Source organism: Aequorivita sp. CIP111184, assembly GCF_900489465.1.
Taxonomy (GTDB): Bacteria; Bacteroidota; Bacteroidia; order Flavobacteriales; family Flavobacteriaceae; genus Aequorivita.
Genome location: NZ_UEFQ01000016.1, coordinates 275555 through 299136, shown reverse-complemented (window position 1 = coordinate 299136; position 23582 = coordinate 275555). Strand labels below are relative to the sequence as shown.

General features: G+C 37.6%; 19 protein-coding genes. 13 read left to right on the top strand and 6 right to left on the bottom strand.

Features of this window, described 5'->3' with window-relative positions; translation table 11 throughout:
• Positions 1–43: 43 nt before the first annotated feature.
• A complete protein-coding gene (locus AEQU1_RS07250) occupies positions 44–2176 on the bottom strand; it encodes a DPP IV N-terminal domain-containing protein (protein ID WP_111879961.1) in 2133 nt (710 codons plus the stop codon).
• Positions 2177–2316: 140 nt separating this feature from the next.
• On the opposite strand from AEQU1_RS07250, the gene AEQU1_RS07245 reads away from it, so the two are divergent.
• From AEQU1_RS07245 to AEQU1_RS07200, 10 genes are all read left to right on the top strand, one after another.
• Complete coding sequence (locus AEQU1_RS07245) at positions 2317–2775, top strand: GNAT family N-acetyltransferase (RefSeq protein ID WP_111879959.1); 459 nt, start codon at positions 2317–2319, stop codon at positions 2773–2775.
• Positions 2776–2783: 8 nt separating this feature from the next.
• On the top strand, positions 2784–4079 hold the full coding sequence (locus tag AEQU1_RS07240) for an APC family permease (RefSeq protein WP_258455205.1): 1296 nt from the start codon (positions 2784–2786) through the stop codon (positions 4077–4079).
• Positions 4080–4161: 82 nt separating this feature from the next.
• Positions 4162–4491 carry a helix-turn-helix transcriptional regulator gene (locus AEQU1_RS07235; protein WP_111879956.1) on the top strand — a complete coding sequence of 110 codons (330 nt, stop codon included), beginning with the start codon at positions 4162–4164 and terminating at the stop codon, positions 4489–4491.
• A gap of 34 nt (positions 4492–4525) precedes the next feature.
• Positions 4526–5416 carry an arsenite methyltransferase gene (locus tag AEQU1_RS07230; RefSeq protein ID WP_111879954.1) on the top strand — a complete coding sequence of 297 codons (891 nt, stop codon included), beginning with the start codon at positions 4526–4528 and terminating at the stop codon, positions 5414–5416.
• Positions 5417–5433: 17 nt separating this feature from the next.
• Positions 5434–6045, top strand: a complete 612-nt coding sequence (locus tag AEQU1_RS07225) for a low molecular weight phosphatase family protein (protein WP_111880051.1) — start codon at positions 5434–5436, stop codon at positions 6043–6045.
• A gap of 1 nt (position 6046) precedes the next feature.
• Positions 6047–7096 carry an ACR3 family arsenite efflux transporter gene (gene arsB / locus AEQU1_RS07220; RefSeq protein ID WP_111879953.1) on the top strand — a complete coding sequence of 350 codons (1050 nt, stop codon included), beginning with the start codon at positions 6047–6049 and terminating at the stop codon, positions 7094–7096.
• Between the two features lie 57 nt (positions 7097–7153).
• A complete protein-coding gene (locus AEQU1_RS07215; protein WP_146743729.1) occupies positions 7154–7516 on the top strand; it encodes a hypothetical protein in 363 nt (120 codons plus the stop codon).
• Between the two features lie 90 nt (positions 7517–7606).
• Positions 7607–8191 (top strand): Crp/Fnr family transcriptional regulator, encoded by a 585-nt coding sequence (locus AEQU1_RS07210; RefSeq protein ID WP_111879949.1) that lies wholly within the window; start codon positions 7607–7609, stop codon positions 8189–8191.
• Between the two features lie 128 nt (positions 8192–8319).
• Positions 8320–9114, top strand: a complete 795-nt coding sequence (locus AEQU1_RS07205) for a type 1 glutamine amidotransferase domain-containing protein (RefSeq protein ID WP_258455203.1) — start codon at positions 8320–8322, stop codon at positions 9112–9114.
• 11 nt (positions 9115–9125) lie between these two features.
• Entirely contained in the window at positions 9126–9758 is a 633-nt protein-coding gene (locus AEQU1_RS07200) for an NAD(P)H-dependent oxidoreductase (protein ID WP_111879948.1), read from the top strand.
• Between the two features lie 180 nt (positions 9759–9938).
• Here AEQU1_RS07200 and AEQU1_RS07195 read toward each other — a convergent pair whose 3' ends face one another.
• The 4 genes from AEQU1_RS07195 to AEQU1_RS07180 all read right to left on the bottom strand — a co-directional run bounded on the left by AEQU1_RS07195 (position 9939) and on the right by AEQU1_RS07180 (position 18157).
• A complete protein-coding gene (locus tag AEQU1_RS07195; RefSeq protein WP_181566729.1) occupies positions 9939–14930 on the bottom strand; it encodes an ExeM/NucH family extracellular endonuclease in 4992 nt (1663 codons plus the stop codon).
• Between the two features lie 362 nt (positions 14931–15292).
• Positions 15293–16240 (bottom strand): aldo/keto reductase, encoded by a 948-nt coding sequence (locus AEQU1_RS07190; RefSeq protein ID WP_111879946.1) that lies wholly within the window; start codon positions 16238–16240, stop codon positions 15293–15295.
• Positions 16241–16330: 90 nt separating this feature from the next.
• Positions 16331–16801, bottom strand: a complete 471-nt coding sequence (locus AEQU1_RS07185) for a GtrA family protein (RefSeq protein WP_111879944.1) — start codon at positions 16799–16801, stop codon at positions 16331–16333.
• A gap of 180 nt (positions 16802–16981) precedes the next feature.
• The gene (locus AEQU1_RS07180; RefSeq protein WP_111879943.1) at positions 16982–18157 is read right to left on the bottom strand and encodes a GNAT family N-acetyltransferase; all 1176 of its coding nucleotides are present in this window, start codon (positions 18155–18157) and stop codon (positions 16982–16984) included.
• Between the two features lie 202 nt (positions 18158–18359).
• Between AEQU1_RS07180 and AEQU1_RS07175 the strand changes: the two genes are divergently transcribed.
• Positions 18360–19286: a DUF5996 family protein gene (locus tag AEQU1_RS07175; RefSeq protein ID WP_258455202.1), complete on the top strand. Its 927-nt coding sequence runs from the start codon at positions 18360–18362 to the stop codon at positions 19284–19286.
• A 21-nt stretch (positions 19287–19307) separates the two neighbouring features.
• Here the strand turns inward: AEQU1_RS07175 and AEQU1_RS07170 are convergent, their stop codons facing one another.
• Positions 19308–20579, bottom strand: a complete 1272-nt coding sequence (locus tag AEQU1_RS07170; RefSeq protein ID WP_111879940.1) for a DEAD/DEAH box helicase — start codon at positions 20577–20579, stop codon at positions 19308–19310.
• 335 nt (positions 20580–20914) lie between these two features.
• Between AEQU1_RS07170 and AEQU1_RS07165 the strand changes: the two genes are divergently transcribed.
• Both AEQU1_RS07165 and AEQU1_RS07160 read left to right on the top strand, forming a co-directional pair.
• Positions 20915–22795, top strand: coding sequence for a tetratricopeptide repeat protein (locus AEQU1_RS07165; RefSeq protein ID WP_111879938.1), 1881 nt, complete (start codon positions 20915–20917; stop codon positions 22793–22795).
• Positions 22795–23565, top strand: coding sequence for a LytTR family DNA-binding domain-containing protein (locus AEQU1_RS07160; RefSeq protein ID WP_111879936.1), 771 nt, complete (start codon positions 22795–22797; stop codon positions 23563–23565). The genes AEQU1_RS07165 and AEQU1_RS07160 overlap by 1 nt, the downstream gene beginning before the upstream one ends.
• Positions 23566–23582: the final 17 nt, after the last annotated feature.

The window sequence follows — 23582 nt, the reverse complement described above, 5'->3', positions numbered from 1 at the left end:
TTAAAATTCAAAATGTTTAAACAGCGTCCATGTGTTCTGCTTATTATTTATTATTCTCAATCACGTAGTTAAGTACTTTTGTCATTAAATGTACCCGATCCTTGCCGCGTACATTGTGTTCGTGCATTGGATATACGAAGAAGTCCATTTGCTTTTCATTCTCGACAAAAGATTTGATCAGAGATAAATCGTGCTGCATGACTACAACGGGGTCTATCGATCCATGGATTGTCAATAATTTCCCTGTTAAGTTTTGGGTTTTGTTCAGTAAGCTTGCAATTTCGTAGCCTTTTGGATTTTGCTGCGGTGTATCCATATAGCGCTCACCGTACATTACTTCGTAATATTTCCAATCGGTTACTGGTCCCCCAGCAACACCAGTAGTGAAAACTCCAGGATTACGCAACATCATCGATACTGTCATAAACCCTCCAAAACTCCAGCCATGCATTGCCAAGCGATCTGAATCAACATAGGGAAGTGATTTTAAATATTCCACACCTACTAATTGGTCTTTCAATTCCTCAGTGCCCAATTGTCTGTGGATTACGCTTTCAAAAGCAAAACCTCTGTTTGCCGAACCTCTTCCATCTAAAGTGAAAACGAGATAGCCTTGTTCTGCCATCCATTTCATCCAGAGCGATGCGCCGTCGTTCCAAGCGTTTGTGATCAATTGTGCATGCGTGCCTCCGTAAACATAAACTAAAACTGGATATTTTTTCGTTGGGTCGAAATTGGACGGTTTTATTAAACGCGTATAAAGATCAAAACCATCATGCGACTTTAATTTTCCAATCTCGGTTATTCCAATTTTATATTCTGCCATTGGGCTTTCTGCTTTTACAAAAGTTTGGATTGTTTTTCCTCTGTTATCCAATACCTGCGCAACGCTTGGTGTTTCATGATTTGAGTATTGATCAAAAATATATTTTCCATCTGTAGACATACTGGCATTGTGAGTGCCGCTAGTTTGGGTTAAACAGGCTTGTTTTCCGTTAGAAATGCTCACGGAATACATTTTAGTATCTAAAGGAGATTCGCCCGTTCCAGAGAAATAAACCTCAGTTCCCTTGCTGTTGTTTCCCACTATTTCTTCGGCTACCCATTTATTTTTGGTAAGCTGTTTCACGAAACCTTTTGTGGTATTGCACAGATATAGGTTCATAAAACCATCTTTTTCACTCATCCAAATAAAGTCTTCGGAAGAATTGGAATAAAAATAGGCCGGATGTTCTGGCTCTACCCACCTATCATTCCTCTCTTCAAGAATTGTGCGGACCAACTTTCCCGTTGTGGCATCGAAAAGCTGGAGTTTCATATGGTTTTGATCGCGATTCAGCTCGGCAATTAGCAAATTTTTTTCATCGGGCGCCCAAGATAGATTTGTAAGGTAATCGTCAACATTTCCAGTAGGAGAGATAAAAACTGTTTGTTGTGTCGCTAAATTATAAATACCAACTTTCGGACGCTCACTTTTCTGCCCAGCCATTGGATACTTAATTGAATTTAATTCTCCCGGAGTTGGATTGATGTTTACCAGTGGATAATCTGAAACCTCGGTTTCATCTTTTTGGTAAAAGGCTAAAAAATTTCCTTTAGGTGACCAGAAAATACCATTTGTAATCCCAAATTCGCTGCGAGCAATAGCTTGGCCCGAAACAATATTTGTATCCGAATTTTTGGTGACAGTTACAGTCGAACCATCAGTTTTCTGAATATATAAGTTGTTATCGACTGTATATGCTATGTTTCCAGTTTCTTTTTGAAGTGTACTGTTTTCTGCGGAAGCGTCAATTTTTGAAATTAGTTGCCCTTTCTTTTGTGAGTAATCATACAAGTAATAGGAATTGTTATCCGTCAAATAGAAAGCATCGCTATTTTTCCAACTCAACTCAGAGAAATTTTTCAAATCAGAACTTAGGGCTTTATTTACTTCAGCGATTGAAAGATCTTCAGTTTCGTTTTTATTATCTGCATATCCTTTTTTAAGTGTAGTTCTATTTTCAAGAAAAGTATATGAAGTTGTCCCAGGAATCCACTGAAAACCTTTAATATTTTGAGGATAAAACTTTCCGTATTGTTCCATCACGGCATCTTTGAGGGTCAGTTCCTTTTGCTGTGCATTAACATTTAGGAAAAATAAAAAGGAAAGAAGAAAGGCTATGTAGTATTTCATAAAAAAATTTTGGAAGGAAACAATAATATTAAATTTTAAATATTTTAGGAATTGGCTAAGATAAAAAACCTTTATTATCTTTAGATTCTAAGTAGCGTTTATTTAAATAGACCAAACCAACCAATTCACAATTACGGTAAATGATTCAATTAAAACGAACAGATTCAACAAACAAGGATTTTATTGAGTTGGTAAAACATCTCGACGCAGACCTCGCTATTCGCGATGGGGAAGACCATCCTTTTTACGACCAATTCAACAAATTAGATTCCATTAAATATACAGTTGTTGCATATAACGAAAGCAACTGCGCAGTTGGTTGCGGCGCCATCAAACAATTTGAACTAAATGTTATGGAAGTGAAACGCATGTTTGTTCCCCTAGACCAACGCGGGAAAGGAATTGCATTGAAAATTCTTCAAGAACTTGAAACTTGGGCGATGGAATTGGACAACAAAAAATGTATTTTGGAAACAGGCATAAAACAGCCCGAAGCAATTTCGCTTTATAAAAAAAGTGGTTATAAATTTATGGATAACTATGGCCAATACGCTGGGGTGGAAAAAAGTGTTTGTTTTGAAAAGCTTTTAAGAAAATAAAAGTCAATTTGAAAAAATCCAAAGACACTATAAAACTAAAAGACGCAATAGCTATAGGTATTGGCGGAATGGTAGGAGGTGGAATTTTTGCGGTTTTGGGTTTGGCCGTTTCACTTGCAAAAGGAGGAACTCCAGTAGCCTTTCTGTTTGCGGGAATTATAGCCTTGTTTACAGCTTATAGCTATTCCAAACTATCTTTATCATTTCCAGACAGAGGCGGAACCGTGCGGTTTGTAAATGAAGGATTTGGCAAAGGTATTTTTAGTGGTGGCATCAACAACGTCTTGTGGATAAGCTACATAATTATGCTCTCTCTTTATGCCAGTGCGTTTGGTTCGTATGCTCCCAATTTAATTTCTATTACTGGCACCAAGTCTATAGACACTCATATTTTTGTGAGCAGTGTTATTTTATTGGCAACCCTTATAAATTATTACAGCTTAAAAGTTGTTGGTAAAATTGAAAGCCTTGCCGTTTTCATAAAACTTTTTATTTTATTGGCTTTTGCAGGGATTGGAGTTTATGGCTTGTTTGGAAATGCAAACATCAGTCAGCTGAATCCAGCAAACTGGGAGAGTCCGTTGCAACTTCTTACAGGTGGGATGGTAATATTTGTAGCCTACGAAGGTTTTGAACTTATCGCCAATGCCGTTCCCGATATGGAAAACCAAAAGAAAAATGTACCCCGAGCGTATTTTATTTCTGTTGGCTTTGTGGTTTTGCTCTATATAATTATAGCCTTAGTAACGGTGGGTTCCTTAAGCTTTAATAAAATTGCCACCGCAAAAGATTACGTTTTGGCCGCCGCCGCCAAGCCTATGATCGGGCAAATTGGCTTTACCATTATGACGGTTGCTGCGCTTATTTCAACTTTTTCGGCTATAAATGCTACACTTTACGGCGGCAGTAGGGTAAGTTATGAACTTGCAGAAGACGATGAACTGCCCCATTCCTTTACAGACCAATTTTGGAACAAACCTATAGGATTACTAATTACGGTAATACTTACATTACTGATGGCAAATTTTCTGAACCTCGTAAGTATTTCAACATCGGGAAGTGCTGGCTTTCTATTAATTTTCGCAGTAGTAAATTATGTGAGTTTCCGCAAAGCGGAAGCCATAAATGCCATTAAAACTATTAGCTTGATCGGCGCTTTACTGTCAGCCATTGCCTTTATTGTTTTAATTGTACAACAAACCTCCTCAAACTTTTTGGGCGCAGCCATTTCAGTGGGAATAATCTGCATCTGCTTTATAATTGAATGGTTTTATAAGAAAGAAGAACCAAAAGACAATCAATAAAATTTTTTATACATTTTTTTTAGATTTCTTCTATTCAACTCATTCTTTAATCGTAATATTGCAATAAATATATATAACGATAATGGGAATTACCAAAACAGAAATATTTACGGATCAACAGAATCAAGTATCGACCTTTGCTAAGGCGTTTGGGCATCCTGCCCGAGTGGCTATTCTTCAACATTTATTTAAGATAAATGCTTGCATCTGCGGAGATTTGGTAGAAGAGATTGGCTTAGCCCAACCTACCATAAGCCAACATTTAAAAGAACTTAAAACACTTGGTTTGATAAAGGGGAATATTGAAGGCACCAGCATCTGTTATTGCATCCACACTGAGAATTGGACGAAAATGAAAGCTGTAATGTTACAGTTTTTGGACCAAGATATTTCAAAAGAAAATTGTTGTTAAAACATTTTATATTAATTGTAAAAAAACATTCAAAATGAAAAACGAACAAGAATTAAAAGAAATCGTAAAAGAGAGATACGCTAAAATTGCCGAACAAGGCAAAGCAGAGAATGCTTCCTCCTGTTGTGGTGCAACAACACCTTCCAATAAAGTTTATAACATCATGATGGATGACTATTCCGAAACTGGCGGTTATGTAGAAGATGCAGATCTGGGATTGGGCTGTGGCTTGCCAACACAATTTGCAAAAATAAAAAAAGGCGATACCGTGATCGATTTGGGGTCTGGCGCTGGTAATGATTGCTTTGTAGCTCGCCACGAGACAGGAAGTGAAGGAAAGGTAATAGGTGTAGATTTTACACCAATAATGGTGCAAAAAGCCCGTGCAAATGCAGAAAAGTTAGGCTATAACAATGTAGAATTCCGTGAAGGGGATATTGACGCAATGCCGGTTAGTAATGACGTTGCTGATGTAATAGTAAGTAATTGTGTGTTAAATCTCGTTCCCAATAAGCAGAAAGTAATCGCTGAAATATATCGAGTTTTAAAACCTGGCGGACATTTTAGTATATCCGATATTGTTTTGGTTGGAAATCTTCCCGATGCTTTAAAAGAAGATGCCGAAATGTATGCAGGTTGTGTTGCAGGTGCTGTTCAAAAAACAGAATACTTACAATTTATAAAAGATTCAGGTTTTCAAAATATACAAATCCAAAAGGAGAAGCCTATTGTAATTCCAGATGATATTCTTGAAAAATATCTTTCTTCGGAAGAAGTGAAAACTTTCAACAAAGCTGCAACAGGAATTTTCAGCATCACTGTTTATGCCGAAAAGGCGGGAAATAAAGAGGAAAAAGCAAAATTAAAAATGGCTGATTTGCAGAATGAAGAGTCTTGTTGTTCTCCAAAGTCAGGCTGCTGCTAGGAAATAATAAATCAGAAATGTTCAAAGAACTAAAAAATTATATCGAAAAGCTGGACACGGCAACCCTGTCTGAAGAACGAAAAGGGTTGCTTAAGCCTTTGATTGATTATATAAAAAGTAAATCAACGCAAAATCAACCGATTTTTCTCAACTTTATCTGTACGCACAATTCGCGGCGAAGTCATTTAGCACAGATCTGGGCACAGACTATGGCGGATTATTTTGATGTGCCAAACATTAATTGCTTTTCTGGTGGTACTGAAGCCACAGCCGTTTATCCAATGGTAGTGAAAACTTTGAAAAATGCCGGCTTTCAAATTTCCAAAGAAACCTCAGCAGAAAACCCAGTTTATCTCATTAAATATTCTATTGACAAAGAACCTATATTGGGTTTTTCAAAAAAATATGACGACGATTCCAACCCCAAAAGTGGCTTTGCTGCAGTAATGACCTGCTCTCAGGCTGATGCTGGTTGCCCATTTGTTGCTGGATCGGAAAAACGAATTTCCATAATGTATAAAGACCCAAAAATTTCAGATGGAACTCCGCAAAAAGAGAACGTTTATAAGGAACGCAGCGAGCAGATTGCGACCGAAATGAAGTATGTATTCTCAAAAATAAATTTATAAAATGGCAGCTCCCAAAAAATTAAGTTTTTTAGATAGTTACCTAACCCTTTGGATTTTCATTGCAATGTTTTTGGGTGTTGGAATCGGTTATTTTGTTCCTTCATTTCCAGACATTATAAATTCATTCAGTAGTGGCACTACAAATATTCCCATTGCAATTGGGCTGATTTTAATGATGTATCCGCCTCTCGCCAAAGTAAATTATGCGCTATTGCCAAAAGTGTTTAAGGATGTAAAAGTACTTTCCATCTCCTTAATTTTAAATTGGATTATTGGACCAGTACTCATGTTTGTACTAGCAATAACCTTCCTTAGGGATTATCCAGAATATATGGTAGGTCTTATTTTAATTGGACTTGCCCGTTGCATAGCGATGGTTTTGGTATGGAACGATCTTGCCGAAGGAAGTAGCGAATATGGCGCAGGGTTGGTTGCGCTCAACAGTATTTTTCAGGTGTTTGCCTATAGTTTTTACGCTTGGCTTTTTATTACCGTATTACCTCCCTATTTTGGGTTTGAAGGCGCTATTGTAGATATTTCCATAGCAACCATAGCCGAAAGTGTGGCAATTTATTTAGGTATTCCTTTTGTCCTCGGCATTTTAAGTAGGTTCATTTTAGTGCCGTGGAAAGGTGAAGAATGGTACACAACTAAATTCATTCCTGCCATTTCACCCATTACGCTTATAGCTTTGCTATTTACCATTGTTGTGATGTTTTCATTGAAAGGAGAATTGATCGTAGAAATCCCAATGGATGTGTTGCTCATTGCAGTACCGTTGTTAATTTATTTCACCCTAATGTTCCTTATTGGGTTCTTCTTTTCAAAAGCAATGGGTACGCCTTATGACAAAACTGCCTCCATAGCATTTACTGCGGCTGGAAATAATTTTGAATTGGCAATTGCCGTAGCCATAGCAGTTTTTGGGTTGAATTCAGGGCAAGCTTTTACTGGGGTTATTGGTCCTTTGGTTGAAGTTCCTGCTTTGATTTTATTGGTAAGGGTATCATTTTGGTTGCGGAAGAAGTATTTCAGGAAGCAAACATTTTAATAATACTCCAAATCTCCTTTTTGGATTTGGATGAAAAAAATGTTTTATTTTGGTAGAATGAAACCAAAACTAAAAGCCAAACTATTCATATTCAGCTTTCTGATAAATGCTTTTATTTTTTTGTTAGGCGGATTAAGCCTTTTAGAAGAAGGTAAAAATGCGCTTGCCATTCTCCAGTTTATTACTGCGCTTTTCAATCTTTTTATGTTGCTGAAAAAGTTTTCGCCAAAAAAACGCATAACACTAAACTACATTATACTTATTCTCAATATTCTTGTGGCGGCCAGTGTTGCTTTTGATTACTATTTTATGGGGAAAGAAAAGATTAAATATTTATGGTTTTTTGCCGCTATTATGTACACCGTTGCCCTTATTGTGCAGGTTAGAAAGCAGCGAATTTCTGAAAACAAAGTCAGTTGAAAAATTAATATTTCTGGATGTAATTAATCTAGTTATCCTTATATCTCTATTGATTACTGTATTTTTATGGCATCAAAGTAACATTTGCCAATGACGAGAGATTTGGAAATAATAACTACCATTTTTAAAGACCTTTCTTTCACCCAAGAAGAAAGTCAACTATTGGTGCGCAGTTTTGAAAAATTACACCTTCCCAAACACAGCTTGCTGTTGGAAGCAGGCCAACATGTATATGACCAATATTATGTGGCCGAGGGATGCTTACGCACATATTATATAGCTCCTGACGGCAAGGAACACACTGTACAATTTGCGATACAAGATTGGTGGATAAGCGATTATACTGCTTTCTTCAATAGCAGCACAGCCTCAATGCATATTGAATGCATACAGGATGCCACGCTCTTTAAAATATCCAAAGTTGATATGGAATTACTATATAAGGCCATGCCGAGAATTGAATCTTACTTCCGAAAGAAGATGGAACGCGCTTTTGCTTCCTTTCAAAAAAGGATTATTGCTAACCTATCACAATCGGCTACGGAGCGTTATTTAAATTTTATCAACACCTACCCAAACATAGAACAAAACGTTAAAAACTACCACATTGCTTCATATTTGGGTGTCACAACCCAAAGCCTGAGCCGTATCCGTAAGGAATTGGTGCAAGGATAGCTTAATTACCATAGGTCAATTTTTTTGTCAGTTATGGCACCTAACTTTGTATTCAACAAAAGTAGCTGCAATTATAGTCTATATGTCATACTGATTTCAGCACTTCAATAGTTATTATGAAACAAAAAATGATACTTCTAGCGGTGATAATCACTGCTTTGTTTACTTCCTGCGAAAATAAGCAAGAAGATAAATCAAGAAATGAAGAACAAACAACATTAAAAAACGAAAAGATGAAAAAGGTATTATTTGTATTGACAAGCCATTCTGAATTAGGAAACACTGGCGAGAAAACAGGATTTTGGATTGAGGAATTTGCTGCCCCTTATTATTTATTAAAGGATAAAGGAGTTGAGATTACTATTGCATCCCCAAAAGGCGGACAACCACCTATAGACCCAAAAAGCGCAACTCCAGACGCCCAAACGCCAGCAACTGTTAGATTTAACGACGATAAAGAAACACAAGCAATCCTTGCAAATACTGTGAAACTAGAAACAGTTGACCAAGCAGGATATGATGCTGTTTTCTATCCAGGAGGCCACGGGCCATTATGGGATTTAGCTGAAGACAAAAACTCCGTTGCACTTATAGAATCTTTCTATAACAATAACAAGCCAGTAGCGGCCGTTTGTCACGCCCCTGCAATTTTTAAAAATACAAAATCAGCTGATGGTTCACCTTTAGTAAAAGGTAAAAAAGTTACTGGTTTCACAAATAGTGAAGAAGAGGCCGTACAACTTACTGATGTTGTTCCGTTTTTGGTAGAAGATATGTTGAAGAAAAATGGAGGTGAATATTCCAAAGGTGATGATTGGGCTGTGTATGCTGTTGAAGATGGTCTTTTAATTACAGGTCAAAATCCAGCATCTTCAGAACTAGTTGCCGAAAAATTATTGGAAAAATTAAACCATCAACAATAAAAAATTCACATATGAATTTATTAGAAGATTTAAAGTGGCGTTACGCAGCTAAAAAGATGAATGGTAAAACCATTCCGCAGGAAAAACTGGATTATATCTTAGAAGCGGCACGATTGGCTCCTTCCTCCTCTGGGCTTCAGCCTTATAAAATTTTTGTAATCACAAATAAAGACCTGTTGCAGAAAATAAAACCTGTGGCTTGGGATCAAAGTCAGATTGTAGATGCTTCACACGTATTAGTTTTTGCAGCTTGGGATGGATACACTTTAGACAGAATAGAATCTGTTTTCAACTATACCATGGATGAACGTGGATTACCACATGAAACCATGGATGCCTATAAAGAAAAACTTTGGGGAATGTATGAACCATTAAGTCAAGATTGGCAAGCAGACCACGCAGCAAAGCAGGCTTATATTTCTTTTGCTATGGCAATCGCAGCCGCAGCCGAACAGAAGATAGATGCAACCCCAATGGAAGGATTTACCCCTGAAGCGGTTGATGAATTATTGGGATTGGGAGAACAAGGTTTAAAAAGTGTTTTAATATTGACCTTAGGGTATCGCGATGAGGCGGGAGACTGGCTGGTAAATATGAAAAAGGTACGCACCCCGAGAGAAGAGTTCCTTACAGAATTAAATTAGAAGTTAGGTTAATAGTTAGTTTAGATTGAAAAGGATAGCATTTTTGGTTAAGTAATTTTGATTAAATTGTTCCTTTGTAAAACCCCCACTATTTCTTGTAAAAGAAATTGTTGGGGGTTTGTTTTTAATAAAAAACCGCCCACAACATGTGGACGGTTATAATTAACATTAAATAAATATCTATTCTTTAATCAACTGTTTTGTGATAGTAGTTTTTTCACCATTAATCTGCAAAAGATATATTCCCGATTGTAAATGGGCTATGTCAATCGTTTCTTTTTGACCCATGTTTTTCAGATCAACAGTGTTTATTAGCCTTCCAGTAATATCATATATAAGCACAGCATTCAGTGAAATTGCTTTACGCTTTGCAATGATTACTTTAGTAGTAGCTGGATTTGGGAAGATACTTACAGAATTTTCAAGTGTATTATCCTGAACTCCCAAAACAGATTCCACGGTCAATTCAAATGTACATTCGCCTGTGTTTCCGTATTCGTCTTCAGCAGTTAACGTAACTTGATACACACCATCTGCAAGCAATTCGCCTTCAGCAGGATCTTGAGTATAAATAGTTACTGGATCTGTACAATTATCTAGAGCAGTAGCATCTCCTGTTGCAAAATAATCAGGAACTTCATAAAACAAGTTTCCAGCACCTGAATCTACCGTTAAATTGTTAGGGCAGCTTACTTCAGGAGCTAAGGTATCTACTACAATAACTGTTGCAGCACACTGTGCTAAATTTCCATTTACATCTTCTGTAAAAACAATTACAGAAACAGGAGTTCCTATATCTGCACAGCTAACTTCATTAACATCTATTGCTAAAGTAGCTATACCACAAGCATCAAAACTGCTTGCAATTACGTCTTCCGGCAAAATAGTAGCCGTTCCATCTGCACCCAATTCAACCGTAATATCCATACAAACTAGCTCCGGAGCAATATTGTCTTCTACAGTAATTGTAAATGAACAAACAGTAGCATTTCCATTTCCGTCGGTCGCTGTAAACTCAATTGTTGAAGTTCCCACCGGGAATTCACTTCCCGAGCTCAAACCGTCAGTCTGCACAACCGTATCCAAATCGCCATCTACATCTGTAGCCGTTGCATCTGGGAAAGTAACAACTGCGCCGCAAACACCCGCATCTACAGTTTTGGTAATATTTGTTGGGCAAAGAACAACAGGAGCATTATTAGCAGGGTCTAGATTCATTCCCACTAAAATAGGATCGTGATCTGATGCCCTAAACATATTGGCTTCATAAATAGGAAGCGCATTTGATTCACGCTCAAAAGACGATTCGCCTGCATCTTGAATATCATCGTTATAATCGAACACACTTACCTCATCGGCGTTTATATTCCAAGCAGTAGCACCAGTTACTTGTGATAATAAGTTAGTACTTGCCAAACCGTAATCCAAATAACCCAACTGACCATCAAAAACATAGCTATAGGCATCTAGACCAACGAAGTTCTCCAAAAGATCCGTGAAATCATCAGAAGTACCTTCAGTATCATCAGAGCCGGCTTTAATAGCATCAATAGGAGTTTCGCTTTTGTATGAATTTAAATCACCAATAATCAGGAAATCTGGATCGCCACTATTTGTTGGATCTGTTGCCAACCAATCTACCAAGGCAGCAGCAGCATCGGTACGCGTGATGTTGCAATTTCCAGAGCCATCATTTAAATCTGGGTCACCCACATCATTACACGAAGAACCTTTCGATTTAAAGTGGTTTACTACTACCGTTATTTTAGCTCCAGATGCAGTTTCCTTAAACGTTTGCGCCAAAGCTGGGCGGTTTTTATTGTCGAGAAAACGAGGATCAATAGAACTATCCAAAATAGCGTGCGCACCTTCCAAAGAAACTGTTGCAGTATTGTAAATAAACGCTACGGCAATTTCATCTGTACCAACAACACCTGTGTCAACAGCTGCATAGCTTGCTGAGCAAGTTTCGTTGACTCCACCGGGACCGTTTAAAAGATCGTTTATCGCCAAAGTTCCGTTGTTTTCAATTTCTATCAGTCCAACAATATCTGCATTCAATGCACAAATAGCAGAAGCTATTTTTTCACGTTGACGATCCAATTCTGCAGAAGAATCTGCTCCGCGGGAATTAATAGTGGTGAAATAATTAAGAACGTTGAAACTAGCTACTTTAAAGGTGCCACCAACTACAGGCGGAGCAATTTGTCTTGGATTATCAGACGTGAAATCGTAATTAAAGACATCCACAACTGGTCGTATGCGCCAAGCATCGGTACCACTTTGTCCAGAAAAAGACCAGTGCATAATTCCCTTAAGATTGCTAATTTGGTCTCCACCGCGTATTAAGTTTGTATTGCTTAAACCATTACGGGGCCAAAAATAAGGTTCATCCGAACTACCCACAGTAGCATCATTTTGAATATTATTGTCGTCATCTAGAAGAATTCTATTTTTGTTTAAATCATCTAGAAAAAGAGCATATGCAGCAGGATCTGGGTCGTTAGAATGTGTAAACTGATGTACCCTTTCATTTGCAGAAAGTACCAATGTTCCATAGCGAGCTAACTCAAAATACTCACTTACCACTAGGTTTGTAGTAACATTAATAATCATTCCTTCCACATTTTCAAAAGTGCTTTCAGCTTCTGTGCTTGACACTGCAGGTAGAGTGATAGCAGTTTCCGTTGGAAGTATATTGGCGTTACTGATAACAGTAACCATGCTTCCTGGTTCCGTAACATCAATTTGTGTCATTCCGAAAAATTCTTCAGCAAGACCAGTAACTTCTACCAAATCACCTATATTAACTGCGTCTGCACAAGTGTTGCAATACACAAACACACCTTCTGAAGTATTATTATCCGCATCCATGTCTACGTCTTCTTCCTGAATGAAAAAACCGCTCAACTGATCTGTAGCTTGGTAATTTGCGGTAACAATAGCAGAAACTTTCACCATCTGTCCCGCTAAAGGCGAACTTAAGGAAGCACCCTGCACTTCGTGTATTTTATATTCGGCAACAGGAACCATACCACAAGAGCTTTCAGTTCCAGCAGTGGTAGCAGAAGTACACCAAGTATTCATTAAGTCTTCCGAAGTTTCATCGTGGCCATTAGCACCGTTTCCTCCAGTAGTTATTTCCATTCCCTCAAAAAGATCTTGTCTTTGGAAAGATTGCCCACTAGCATGAGCAGAAGCACTTACCAATTGCTGTGTTGCAATAGGGGTATCGTTATTATATGTAGAACCAACATTATCGGCATCGGGGCCATCAATAGTGATTCCTGATTTATCTACAGCTTCGGCTGTATCGCCCCAGATAACATAATCAAGATCGGTAACCAAATCTGTTGTTCCATCCCAATAAAAAAGTATAGCCACTTCGCCTCCATTGGTCAAACCACCTTGGTTGTTTATTGCACCTGGAAGACCTTCGCGCATATCTGGAATACCATCTGCAGTTGCATTGTCCTCAAAAAGTTCATAATCTGGATTGATTGCATAGGTTGCGAAAAAATTATCTGAGCCCGCAAGCGCGATGGTTTGATATACCCCAGGAGCAATAGTTGCTCCATCAGGAAAACGTGCCAAGAAATCGCCAAAGCTTCCTCCACCCGCATTGGTGCCAGTTACAATATTATAGTAATACGTACCTCCCCCGGCAAAGGTTGCATCTGTGATATATACATTGCTTAAATCTATGGCGGTTGTATTTGGATTATATATTTCAATAAATTCACCCGCAGTTGGTGTTACTACAACTTCACTGATAAGCAAAGGCTGAACTCCACCTGTTATTAACCCTGGCGAACCTATATCAGCTCCTGAATTACCTCCCAAGACATTACTAATATAAGCAGTAAACAAAGGGGTTGTAGCTCCATCGGTACTCAAAGTCCAATTTGTTCCATCATTATTGTCTGCATTAAGGTCATTCAAAAATATGGAACCGTTCCCATCATCACTGGGCCACCCGCTGGCATCGTCATAAATTACTTGTTCAATAGTATTCAATTGGGCTTGATGATCTCCTGAATAATCAGCAAAGTTTTCCCAAATTCCAATAGTATCACCTCCATTGTTTAATGCCATCGCAGTCCAATCGGTAACTGGAATAAGAACAACATTGCCCCAAGCATCTGTAAAATCAGCGGCAGAAATATCATCCGCATTGTATAAAACCGCTGAAGCACCAGCAGCGATTGTACCACCAGCAATATTTGCTACTGTATGGGCAACACCGTTATTATCATCAATTACAAAACCTGTAAAATCAACAGCAACCGCTCCTGCATTGTAAACTTCTATCCATTCCCAATCATCTTCAGCGCTTGATGGATTGTACATAATTTCTGAAATCACTAATTGTGGAGTACCTCCACTGATGGTACCGTTAACAGTAATATTATCAATCCCCATAGGTTCGGAGCCACTTGGAGTGCCTTCCCAGCGAATTCTAACTTGAATTTCAGTAGCTACTTGGCCGTTTAGAAGTTGAGAGGTATAAGTATCAAAATTACCTGTTGTTGCATCAGATTTATCTAAGAAACCAACAGCGGTTGTGTTTCCATCAATAAATAATTCCAAGGGATCGTCATCCGAAAATACAAAACCACCATCAAAAGGACGATATGTTTTTGTAGCAGCTTCATTGGTTGCAGCTCTAAATATTTCCTGAAAAGCACCTCCCTCGATTGCTGCTTCAATAATGAACCCATCACTGGAAGCAGATTCAAAATTACCCATAGCTGCAATATCGATAGTTATATCACTTACAACTGCTGAACCCCATCCCGAAAAGGTCCAAACGGCATTGTTTACGCCTATGGCATCCATATCATTTAGGGCAAAAAAGGCTGTTGTGTTTTGACCGGCTATACCAAGCTGATCAGCCGGAAAACTTGTTCCTGCACCAGCACCACTAACATCGAAAGCAGTATCATCGGCAACATCAAAGGGCATTCCCACTCCGCCAGCTTGACCGTTTACGCGACCAAAAACATCGCCACCAGTACCTCCAGCCATGCCGTAATCGGAAACGTTAGCTGTATTGGTTAAATTGATTTCATTTCCATCAAAATCCTCAAATCCAATCACATTTTGTGCAATTAGCAAATTGGAAAAAGTAGATAGAACTAAAAAAATAATTAAATAGTTGAGTTGTTTCATTTCTTGTAAATCATTTAAAAAGATTAATTTTTTTGCGAATATACTTATGTTTTTAAGGCAAGAACAGAGCAAACCGATATCATCAAGTAGACTTAACCTTTATTTAAAGTTGAATGAAAAGAAGCTAAAAATATCTAGTTGTGGCTAGTGTAGGGAGGATTGGGAAAGTGTTTGCGATATAAGCTTTTAGCGTATAGTGTCACTTCAATTTCTAAGAAGGGATTATTAAGAATTAGCTTTTACCCCAAATAATTCATATATAAATAGAATCATTTCGATAGAGTTTTGCTTTATAGAATAATCTAAACTATTTCAAGTTTTGTTCCGCAGTTAAATATTAAAGCAATCTAAAATGAATTCATTTAAGCACTCGCATTATTCAAAAGTTCCATATCGTCTTCATCTAGTTTTAACTGCGGTGCTTTAATGATAGACTCCATTTGTTTCAAATTCGTAGCACTTACAATGGGAGCAGTTATAGTTGGCCGGGCAATCAGCCAAGCTAATGAAATTGCAGCTTGCGCGGTATTGTACTTTTCCGAGATTTTATCTAAGCTTTCCAAAACTTTAAATCCTTTTTTATTAAGATATTTATCAACACCATCACCTCGCTGACTTTTATCGAGATCGTCTTTGCTTCGATATTTTCCTGTAAGAAAGCCAGAGGCCAAAGAGAAATAACTCAAAACGCCCATATTATTTTCTTCAACAATACCGCGCAAATCCGTTTCATATTTTTCGCGCTCCATCAAATTGTATAGTGGCTGCAAAGTTTGGTATTTTGGCAAGCCTTCTTTTTCTGAAGCTTTTAACGATTCCCGAATTCGTTCGGGAGACATGTTGCTAGTGCCGATAACGCGCACTTTTCCCTCCTTTATTAATTGCTGATAGGCGGAGAGGGTTTCTTCAACTGGCGTACTTTCGTCATCAAAATGGGTTTGGTAAAGATCTATATAATCTGTTTTTAAACGCCGAAGGGAATCTTCCACACTTTTAAGAATAAACTTTTTACTTACGTTTACGGGATGTTCATTGTTTTTGGAACCTACTTTGGTTGAAAGAATAATTTTGTCGCGATTTTTCCTTTCGGTAAACCAATCGCCAATGATCGCCTCGCTCTCTCCTCCCTTATTGCCATCTGCCCACCAAGAATAAGTGTCTGCAGTGTCAATAAAGTTAAAGTCCGCATCCACAAAAGCGTCCAAAAGTTTAAAAGACTGTTTTTTATCAACCGTCCATCCAAATACATTGCCACCAAAAGTTAAAGGCGCTACTATCAATCCTGATTTTCCGAGTTTTCTTTTTTCCATTTTTATCTTTTTTTATAAAATTAATTAAAATGAATCGTAACTACTGTGAAGGTTTTTATAATAGTACGGATCTCTTTCAGCATTTGTTACTTAAGCAACCTTAAAACTGAATTTATTCTGAAGCAAATAGCTATAGGCAACCGTTATAATTACTGTTAAAAACCTGGAAGGCGTGGGGTAAAATTCTAGCAGGTCCACCAATATTTTCATACAAATATAACTAAGCAACAATGCGCCCATTCCAACAATAAAATATCTAAAAAACTGAACCTTCCACGGCAAATTTGAAGCTTCAAATGTGATAAACTTTTGAAGTAGAAATCCAGTAGTAAAAGTAATGGGAAACACAAAAAAGAGAGAAGCGATATGCGGACTCAGTACCACAAAATAAAGATCGAGATTCTGTTTGTCGAAAATAAAATTATAAAAAATAAAATACAGGCAGATATCAAACACTAGATTACTTCCTCCACAAACCGCGTAACGGTATGTTTTTAAAGGAAACCAGCGCCGAAACAAAAAATAGAAGGCGTCAATAAATTTGGTGATACCGTTTTTCATATTTTAAATTGCGGACAAAGTTAATGATAAAGTTTATGAGCTGTAGGCTGTAAGCTTTAGTCCGTAGACATTTTTTTGGCGAATCTTTGAGTTTGTGAATCTGTGGGTTTGTGAATGGCTGAGGTGGTGGGTTTTGGGCTGTATAGTTCTGAATTTTGGAAGAACTTAATAAAAAATCAACTAATTATTTAAAAACTTCTCCCCAAAAGGTCTCCGCAACTCAAAGGTATTGGGTTCAATATTTTCTAAAACAGGTTTCAATAGTACATTTTTAAGTTTTGAAGTGTGGCGCGCATATAAAGTCATTTCAACCGGCACGGCACCCAAAGCACTTTTAATAAGTTCGCTCGTGCGACCCAAGTGTAATTGCGATACTTTTAAAGCGATTGCCTCTTCTACATAATCGTACAAAAGCCTTTCGTAAACTGCATACTTCGTATTGTACTTATAATCAATTCCCACATAATTGGCTTCCAAAGTATTGCCATTTATAAAAGCGGTGCTAAATGCTATTAAATTATCATCCAAAAACACTCCTTTGCAAATAAACAGATTGCCCAAATTTTCTTTTAAAACTGAAAAGGAAGCAGGATAATTTTCACCATAACGATATTCAGACTTATTGAGAACATTGGAAAATAATTGGTAAAGCTGACTCTCATATAGTATTATTTCTTCGGAAGTTAGAGAACGAACGGAAAGGCTATCTGATTTTTTATAGGCACTATTTGCTTTGGTACGATACTTCGCTTTCATACTTTGCAGATAGTGGGCAAATGTTTTCCAAGAAGGGTGAAGCTTCAATACCATATTTACATCGGCCTGAAAAGAACGGTATTTATAGTTTTCCAAAACACTAGCGTTTTTTAATGAAGCTGGCCAAAACTCCTTAAAGAGAATCACTTTAAACAAATCTTCCCATCGCGGATCTTTTTGAATTTGTTTTGCGGCTTTGGCAAGTAGCTCGAGTGCTTTTTGTTTTGAAATTTTTTCTGAATACGCAAACCCATGTTCCCCCGTAGCAAAAATATTTCCGCACACCAATCCTCTTATTGAAAAACTATCATCCACATTTCTGCAATCTTGAAAAAGTTTGATGAACACATTTTGTTGTGTAGCTTTTTTATAGATAAAAGTGGCTATTTGAAATACACCTGCTAAGATCGGTTTTTCGTCTGCATTGTAAGCCAGAATATAAATTGGTTTTAGAGCGCCTTTTAAGGTTTCTTCCAAAGCCTTTAAATAAGGGAAAGTTAAAAAAACATGCTGCTCGCTAACCAAATCGTTCCAAAGTAAATGTGGGATTTCATCTACCGATGGATAGAAAGAGAAACGCTGAGGAATATTTTTGGGCATAAAAGAATTTGAATGGTTATAAAGATAGTAACAGTTTTAATTGTGATGAATAATAGAAATAAATATGTTGCTACTTTATATTTATTAAATATTAATACGCTGAAATTTAACTTCTTATACTTGACCTGTTTCACTTAAAAGCCAATATTTTTTTTGAGTATCTTTGAAATAGCTGACAATTAATCCAATTAAAATAGCTCTCATGAAATCTGAAAAAATACCTAATTTGCCTTTCGAAAGTTGGATTGAAACACGAATCACAATTCATATAATTCTTCAAATTATAGGAAAAACAAGGCTTGCTTCTAGTCCAAGGAAAAATCATTGGTGGAATATAACCCTTTACGTTTCACCAAAAGGATTTAGCACGTTCAATATTCCAGTAAACGAAGGAGTGGGTGGTGTTGAAATAGAGTTGAATATTCCCAGAAGAGCTGTTATAATATCACAAAGCGCGGGAGCGGAAATTGTTATTTCTCTTGCGCAAAACCCCACCATTGCAGATTTTTATAAGGAATATACTTCCAAATTAATGGGTACGGGCCTAAGCATCGATTTTGTTGAAAAACCTTTTGATGTTAATATTGAAAAACCGTTCAACAGCATAACAGAGTACCATCATTTTGATTGGAATTATATAGAAAATTTCTGGAAAATTATGCAATGGAATAACAGCATTTTCCAAGAATTTAGTGGCAGGTTTTATAGAAAATCCTGCCCCGTTCATATCTATTGGCATCATCTGGATTTGGTAGTAACAAGATTTTCAGGAAAGAAACTACCACCTATGGACGCTTCTGCCAGAGTTTTGGAAAAAGATACTTACTCGCATGAACAGATTAGTTTTGGATTCTGGGTTGGTGACAAAAATATGCCAGAACCTATGTACTACACCTACACTTATCCTTCCCCTAAAGGCATTGATAACGAAACCCTACAACCTGAAGGCGCAAAATGGCAAGATAGCAACGGCAGCCCCATGGCGTTGTTAAGCTATGAAACAGTTAAATGTTCAAGCAACCCAAGAAAGGCTGTTTTAGATTTCTTGGAAAGTGCTTATCAAGCCGGAGCAAAATGCGCAAATTGGGATATTGAGGAACTTCGAGTACCAGATTTGGATAAATTATAAATACAATTCACCAGCCGTGGATTATCTTTTGTTCCTTCCTCGGTTACTTTTGGTTTTAGTGTGTGTATTTACCTTAGTGCCCGCGTTCCGCCCCCGACTGTGTCGCTGCGCTTTTTGTTGTTTCTTTTCTTCCTCGGCAGCTTTTACATCGGCCATGGTTTCTGTGAGCTGAAATTCTGGAAGGATTTTGGGCTGAAGGCGTTCGCCTATCAATTTTTCAATATCCTTTAAATAACCAACTTCGTCTAAACTTACCAAAGAAAGTGCTTCGCCACTAGCTCCAGCCCTACCTGTTCTTCCAATTCGGTGAACGTAATCTTCAGAAATATTTGGCAACTCAAAATTGATAACGTGCGGCAATAAGGGAATATCAAGTCCACGGGCTGCAATATCGGTTGCCACCAAAACGCGTACTTTTCCTTCCTTAAAACCAGACAACGCTCTTGTTCGTGCGCCTTGGCTTTTGTTTCCGTGGATTGCTGCAGAAGTAATTTTTGCCTTTTCAAGTTTTTCACTTAAACGATTGGCACCGTGCTTGGTTCTTGTAAAAACCAAAACCTGTTGCCAATTTCCTTCGGAAATAAGTTTTATAATCAGATCCGTTTTTTGGGCTTTATCGACCCGGTAAACAGTTTGTTCAATTTTTTCAACTGTAGTATTTTCAGGCGTAGCTTCAACCAATACTGGATGGTGTAAAAAATCGCCTGCTAGTTTTTTTATTTCTTTTGAAAAGGTCGCAGAGAAAAGTAAGTTCTGTCTTTTGGAAGGAAGCAACGCCAATATCTTTTTAATATCGCGCAGAAAACCCATATCGAGCATTCTATCGGCTTCATCCAAAACAAGGATTTCTACTTTTGAAAGTGTAAGGGCACGTTGATCGACCAGATCCAAAAGACGGCCGGGCGTAGCTACTAAAATATCCACTCCATTTCGCAAAGCTTTAATTTGTGGATTGGCACCCACACCACCAAAAATAACGGTGGAACGCAGATCTGTAAATTCACTGTAATCCTTAAACTCATCTTGCACTTGTGCAGCGAGCTCACGGGTTGGAGTAAGTATTAAAGCGCGAACGGGACGTTGGCGCAAGGGAGGTTGATCGCTTAATATTTGTAACATTGGCAAGGCAAAACCGGCTGTTTTTCCGCTTCCGGTTTGGGCCGAGGCCAGCACATCTTTTCCTTCCAGTATTAATGGGATTGCTTTTTGTTGAATTGCCGAAGGCGTTTCGTATCCTTTTTTGCTGATAGCTTTCAGCAGGGCATCGGACAACCCAAGGGATTTAAATGACATATTGTATTTAGATTATTGGAGCGCTTCGCTTTTAGATTCTTCTAATTTTAGAATCCGAAAACTTTTCACTTTGTATTTTTTTAGACCGCTGCGCTTGGAGATAGTATATCGCGGCGCTTTTAGAATTCGGTCTTTTTAAAAACCATTAAAACTAAGAAGACGGTTTTAATAAGCGGCGAAGGTACGTTTAATTTTCTCCACAGGAATTTTTATTTAAAAAACAATCAAAACCAAAATTTAAAAAATGTAAAAACCTAGTTTATATATTTTTAGCATTTGATTATAAAATTAATCTGCCTATATTTATAAGCAACTAACAACCAATCATCACAACAATGAAACGACTATTACTCTTTGCAGTATTAGCTTGCGTTTCGTGGAGTAGTCTCCCCAAAGCTTCTTCTCAAACACAAGAGGACACTCTTAAAAATTCCTATTTAGAAAAAAAACTTGAAAAAGAGAAAGACACGCTTTTGGAATACAACAATTTCAAAAAGACAATTCAACTTTCCAAAAAAAGCAAGGATTTTGAAGCTCTTGGAAATGCTTACATCGGTTTAGCAAAGTGGCACGAAAACCATACCGTGTTGGATTCTTCCATAGTTTATTTGCAGAAGGCCATTTCGCTTTACAAAAAACGGGAAATGACCAAATCTTTGGCAGACACTTACCTTTTATTAGTTTCCAATTACAGCGGCACTGCGGAATATGACAAAGGCTCTGAAACAGTTTATAAAGCTTTGGCGCTTTATGAAAAAATAAACGATCAGCGTGGTGTTGCGCAATGCTACACTAAAATTAGCGACCTTCTTTATTATTCAGACAGTTATGCTGAAGGCGCGGATTATTGTAAAAAAGCCATCGTGATTCAAGAAAAATATGGTTACGAGGAAGATATGGCACTCTCCTACCGTCGGCTTTCCGAAAACCAATTGTTTTTAGGCAATCTTAACGAAAGTTTATCTAATATGAATCGAGCAATTGATTTGTATAAAAAAATTGGTGAAAACGGGCCACCGCTTTTGGCTTGCTATAATGGTCGAGGGAATATCTATAAATACATGGAAAAATACCCCGAAGCAATTGCAGATTATAACCGTTGTTATGAAGGTGCAGAGAAAATTGGATTTATCCGTTATATGATGCCCCCTACCGCAAACATTGGTCACGTTTATATTTTACAGGGAAAATATGCCGAAGCATTACCCTACAATTTAAAGGCAATAGAAATTATGAAACGCATTGGTAACACCAAAAATCTTTGGGAAAACTATATGCACGTTTCCAATATTTACAGTGAATTAGGTGAGTATAAAAATGCCTTAAAATATCACGAGCTATACGAACAAGGTCATTCTGAATACCTTAATACAATCATAGCGCGGAAGGATAGCGAATTGCAAGTAAAATATGAAACCGCTCAAAAAGATTTAGAAATTTTAGACAAAGAGGCAAAAATCTCACAACAACGAAAAACACAAATTCTCTATATAGGCATCGCTGGATTGCTTACTGTTATTCTCTTCGGAATGTATTTTACGTTGAAAAATATTCGCAAAAAACGAAAAGCTCTTTCCCTTTTAAATATTGAATTGGATACTAAAAACAAACAGAATGAATTGCTGCTAAAAGAAATCCACCACCGCGTAAAAAATAATCTTGAAATGGTGAAAAGCCTCATCGCCCTCCAATCCGCTAAACTTGAAGATGGTGCCAGCAAAGAAGCTATGCTCTCCAGCCAAAACCGAGTACAGAGTATGGGCATTATTCACCAAAAGTTGTATCAGGGTGAAAACTTGGGTAGTATTGAAATGAAGGATTACTTTATGAATTTAAGCGAAGGCGTGCTGGACACTTTTAATGCTGAAGAAAAGGTTAAAATTGAATGCGCCATGGACGATTTAAATCTGGACGTAGACACCGCCGTTCCCATTGGGCTTATTGTAAACGAACTTTTAACAAATGCCCTAAAATACGCGTTCCCCGACGGAGTAAAAGGACAAATAAGCATTAGCCTTACCAAAAAAGATAACGATCTATTATTAAAAGTTTCAGATAACGGTATTGGCAAAACGGAAGGTTCAAAACCAAAAGGAACAGGTTTTGGCACACAGTTGATACAACTGCTCACGCAACAATTAAACGGCACGATTTCCGAAGATTATAAAAATGGCACCGCAGTATTTTTCAACTTTAAAAATTTTAAAATTGCTTAATGGAGAATGCAATAAAAATATTGATCGTTGAAGATGAAATGATTATTGCCGCCAATATTTCGTTGCAACTAAGCGAGCTGGGCTATGAAATAACAGGAATTTTGCCCCGTGGCGAAGAAGCCATCGCTCATATACAAATAGACAAACCGGACATTGTGCTTTTGGACATCAGTTTGAAAGGCGAAATGGACGGTATTGAAACTGCCCAGGAAATTCAAAAATATCACAAAATTCCGATAATCTATTTAACGGCTAATTCAGACGAATTCCATTTTAACCGTGCTAAGGAAACTCATCCATACGCTTTTATATCGAAGCCCTTTAAAAAATTGGATTTGCAACGCGCGATTGAACTTACCGTGAATAGAATTTTATTAGAAAACGTTTCAGAAAATGGCAAAACCGAAAATGGAAATAGCGCAGTTGTAACTAACGGAAATGCCACGGACTTTATATTGAACGACCGTATTTTCGTTCGCCATAATGAGAAAATGTTAAAAATAGACATTAAAGACATTTACTACATTGAGGCCGAACGCAACTACTGCCGTATTTTTTCGCAAGGCCGGGAATATCTTTTGGTTATGACTTTAAAGGATATTGATGAAAAGCTTCCTCAGAACCATTTTCTCAGAATTCACCGTTCGTATATTATCAATCTTTCCCAAATAGACGAAGTTGCGGGCACGCACGTAGTTATTTCAAAAAAAGCCATCCCGATGAGCAAGACAATGCGCACTGAACTTTTGAAACGGCTGCAAACCATATAATTACTCTTCGATAAACA

Coding starts and splice junctions, on each gene's coding strand:
- arsB (WP_111879953.1), top strand. CDS start 6,047: ATGGCAGCTCCCAAAAAATTAAGTTTTTTAGATAGTTACCTAACCCTT.
- AEQU1_RS07205 (WP_258455203.1), top strand. CDS start 8,320: ATGATACTTCTAGCGGTGATAATCACTGCTTTGTTTACTTCCTGCGAA.
- AEQU1_RS07190 (WP_111879946.1), bottom strand. CDS start 16,240: ATGGAAAAAAGAAAACTCGGAAAATCAGGATTGATAGTAGCGCCTTTA.
- AEQU1_RS07170 (WP_111879940.1), bottom strand. CDS start 20,579: ATGTCATTTAAATCCCTTGGGTTGTCCGATGCCCTGCTGAAAGCTATC.
- AEQU1_RS07200 (WP_111879948.1), top strand. CDS start 9,126: ATGAATTTATTAGAAGATTTAAAGTGGCGTTACGCAGCTAAAAAGATG.
- AEQU1_RS07245 (WP_111879959.1), top strand. CDS start 2,317: ATGATTCAATTAAAACGAACAGATTCAACAAACAAGGATTTTATTGAG.
- AEQU1_RS07230 (WP_111879954.1), top strand. CDS start 4,526: ATGAAAAACGAACAAGAATTAAAAGAAATCGTAAAAGAGAGATACGCT.
- AEQU1_RS07175 (WP_258455202.1), top strand. CDS start 18,360: ATGAAATCTGAAAAAATACCTAATTTGCCTTTCGAAAGTTGGATTGAA.
- AEQU1_RS07180 (WP_111879943.1), bottom strand. CDS start 18,157: ATGCCCAAAAATATTCCTCAGCGTTTCTCTTTCTATCCATCGGTAGAT.
- AEQU1_RS07185 (WP_111879944.1), bottom strand. CDS start 16,801: ATGAAAAACGGTATCACCAAATTTATTGACGCCTTCTATTTTTTGTTT.
- AEQU1_RS07250 (WP_111879961.1), bottom strand. CDS start 2,176: ATGAAATACTACATAGCCTTTCTTCTTTCCTTTTTATTTTTCCTAAAT.
- AEQU1_RS07210 (WP_111879949.1), top strand. CDS start 7,607: ATGACGAGAGATTTGGAAATAATAACTACCATTTTTAAAGACCTTTCT.
- AEQU1_RS07195 (WP_181566729.1), bottom strand. CDS start 14,930: ATGAAACAACTCAACTATTTAATTATTTTTTTAGTTCTATCTACTTTT.
- AEQU1_RS07225 (WP_111880051.1), top strand. CDS start 5,434: ATGTTCAAAGAACTAAAAAATTATATCGAAAAGCTGGACACGGCAACC.
- AEQU1_RS07235 (WP_111879956.1), top strand. CDS start 4,162: ATGGGAATTACCAAAACAGAAATATTTACGGATCAACAGAATCAAGTA.
- AEQU1_RS07165 (WP_111879938.1), top strand. CDS start 20,915: ATGAAACGACTATTACTCTTTGCAGTATTAGCTTGCGTTTCGTGGAGT.
- AEQU1_RS07215 (WP_146743729.1), top strand. CDS start 7,154: ATGAAACCAAAACTAAAAGCCAAACTATTCATATTCAGCTTTCTGATA.
- AEQU1_RS07160 (WP_111879936.1), top strand. CDS start 22,795: ATGGAGAATGCAATAAAAATATTGATCGTTGAAGATGAAATGATTATT.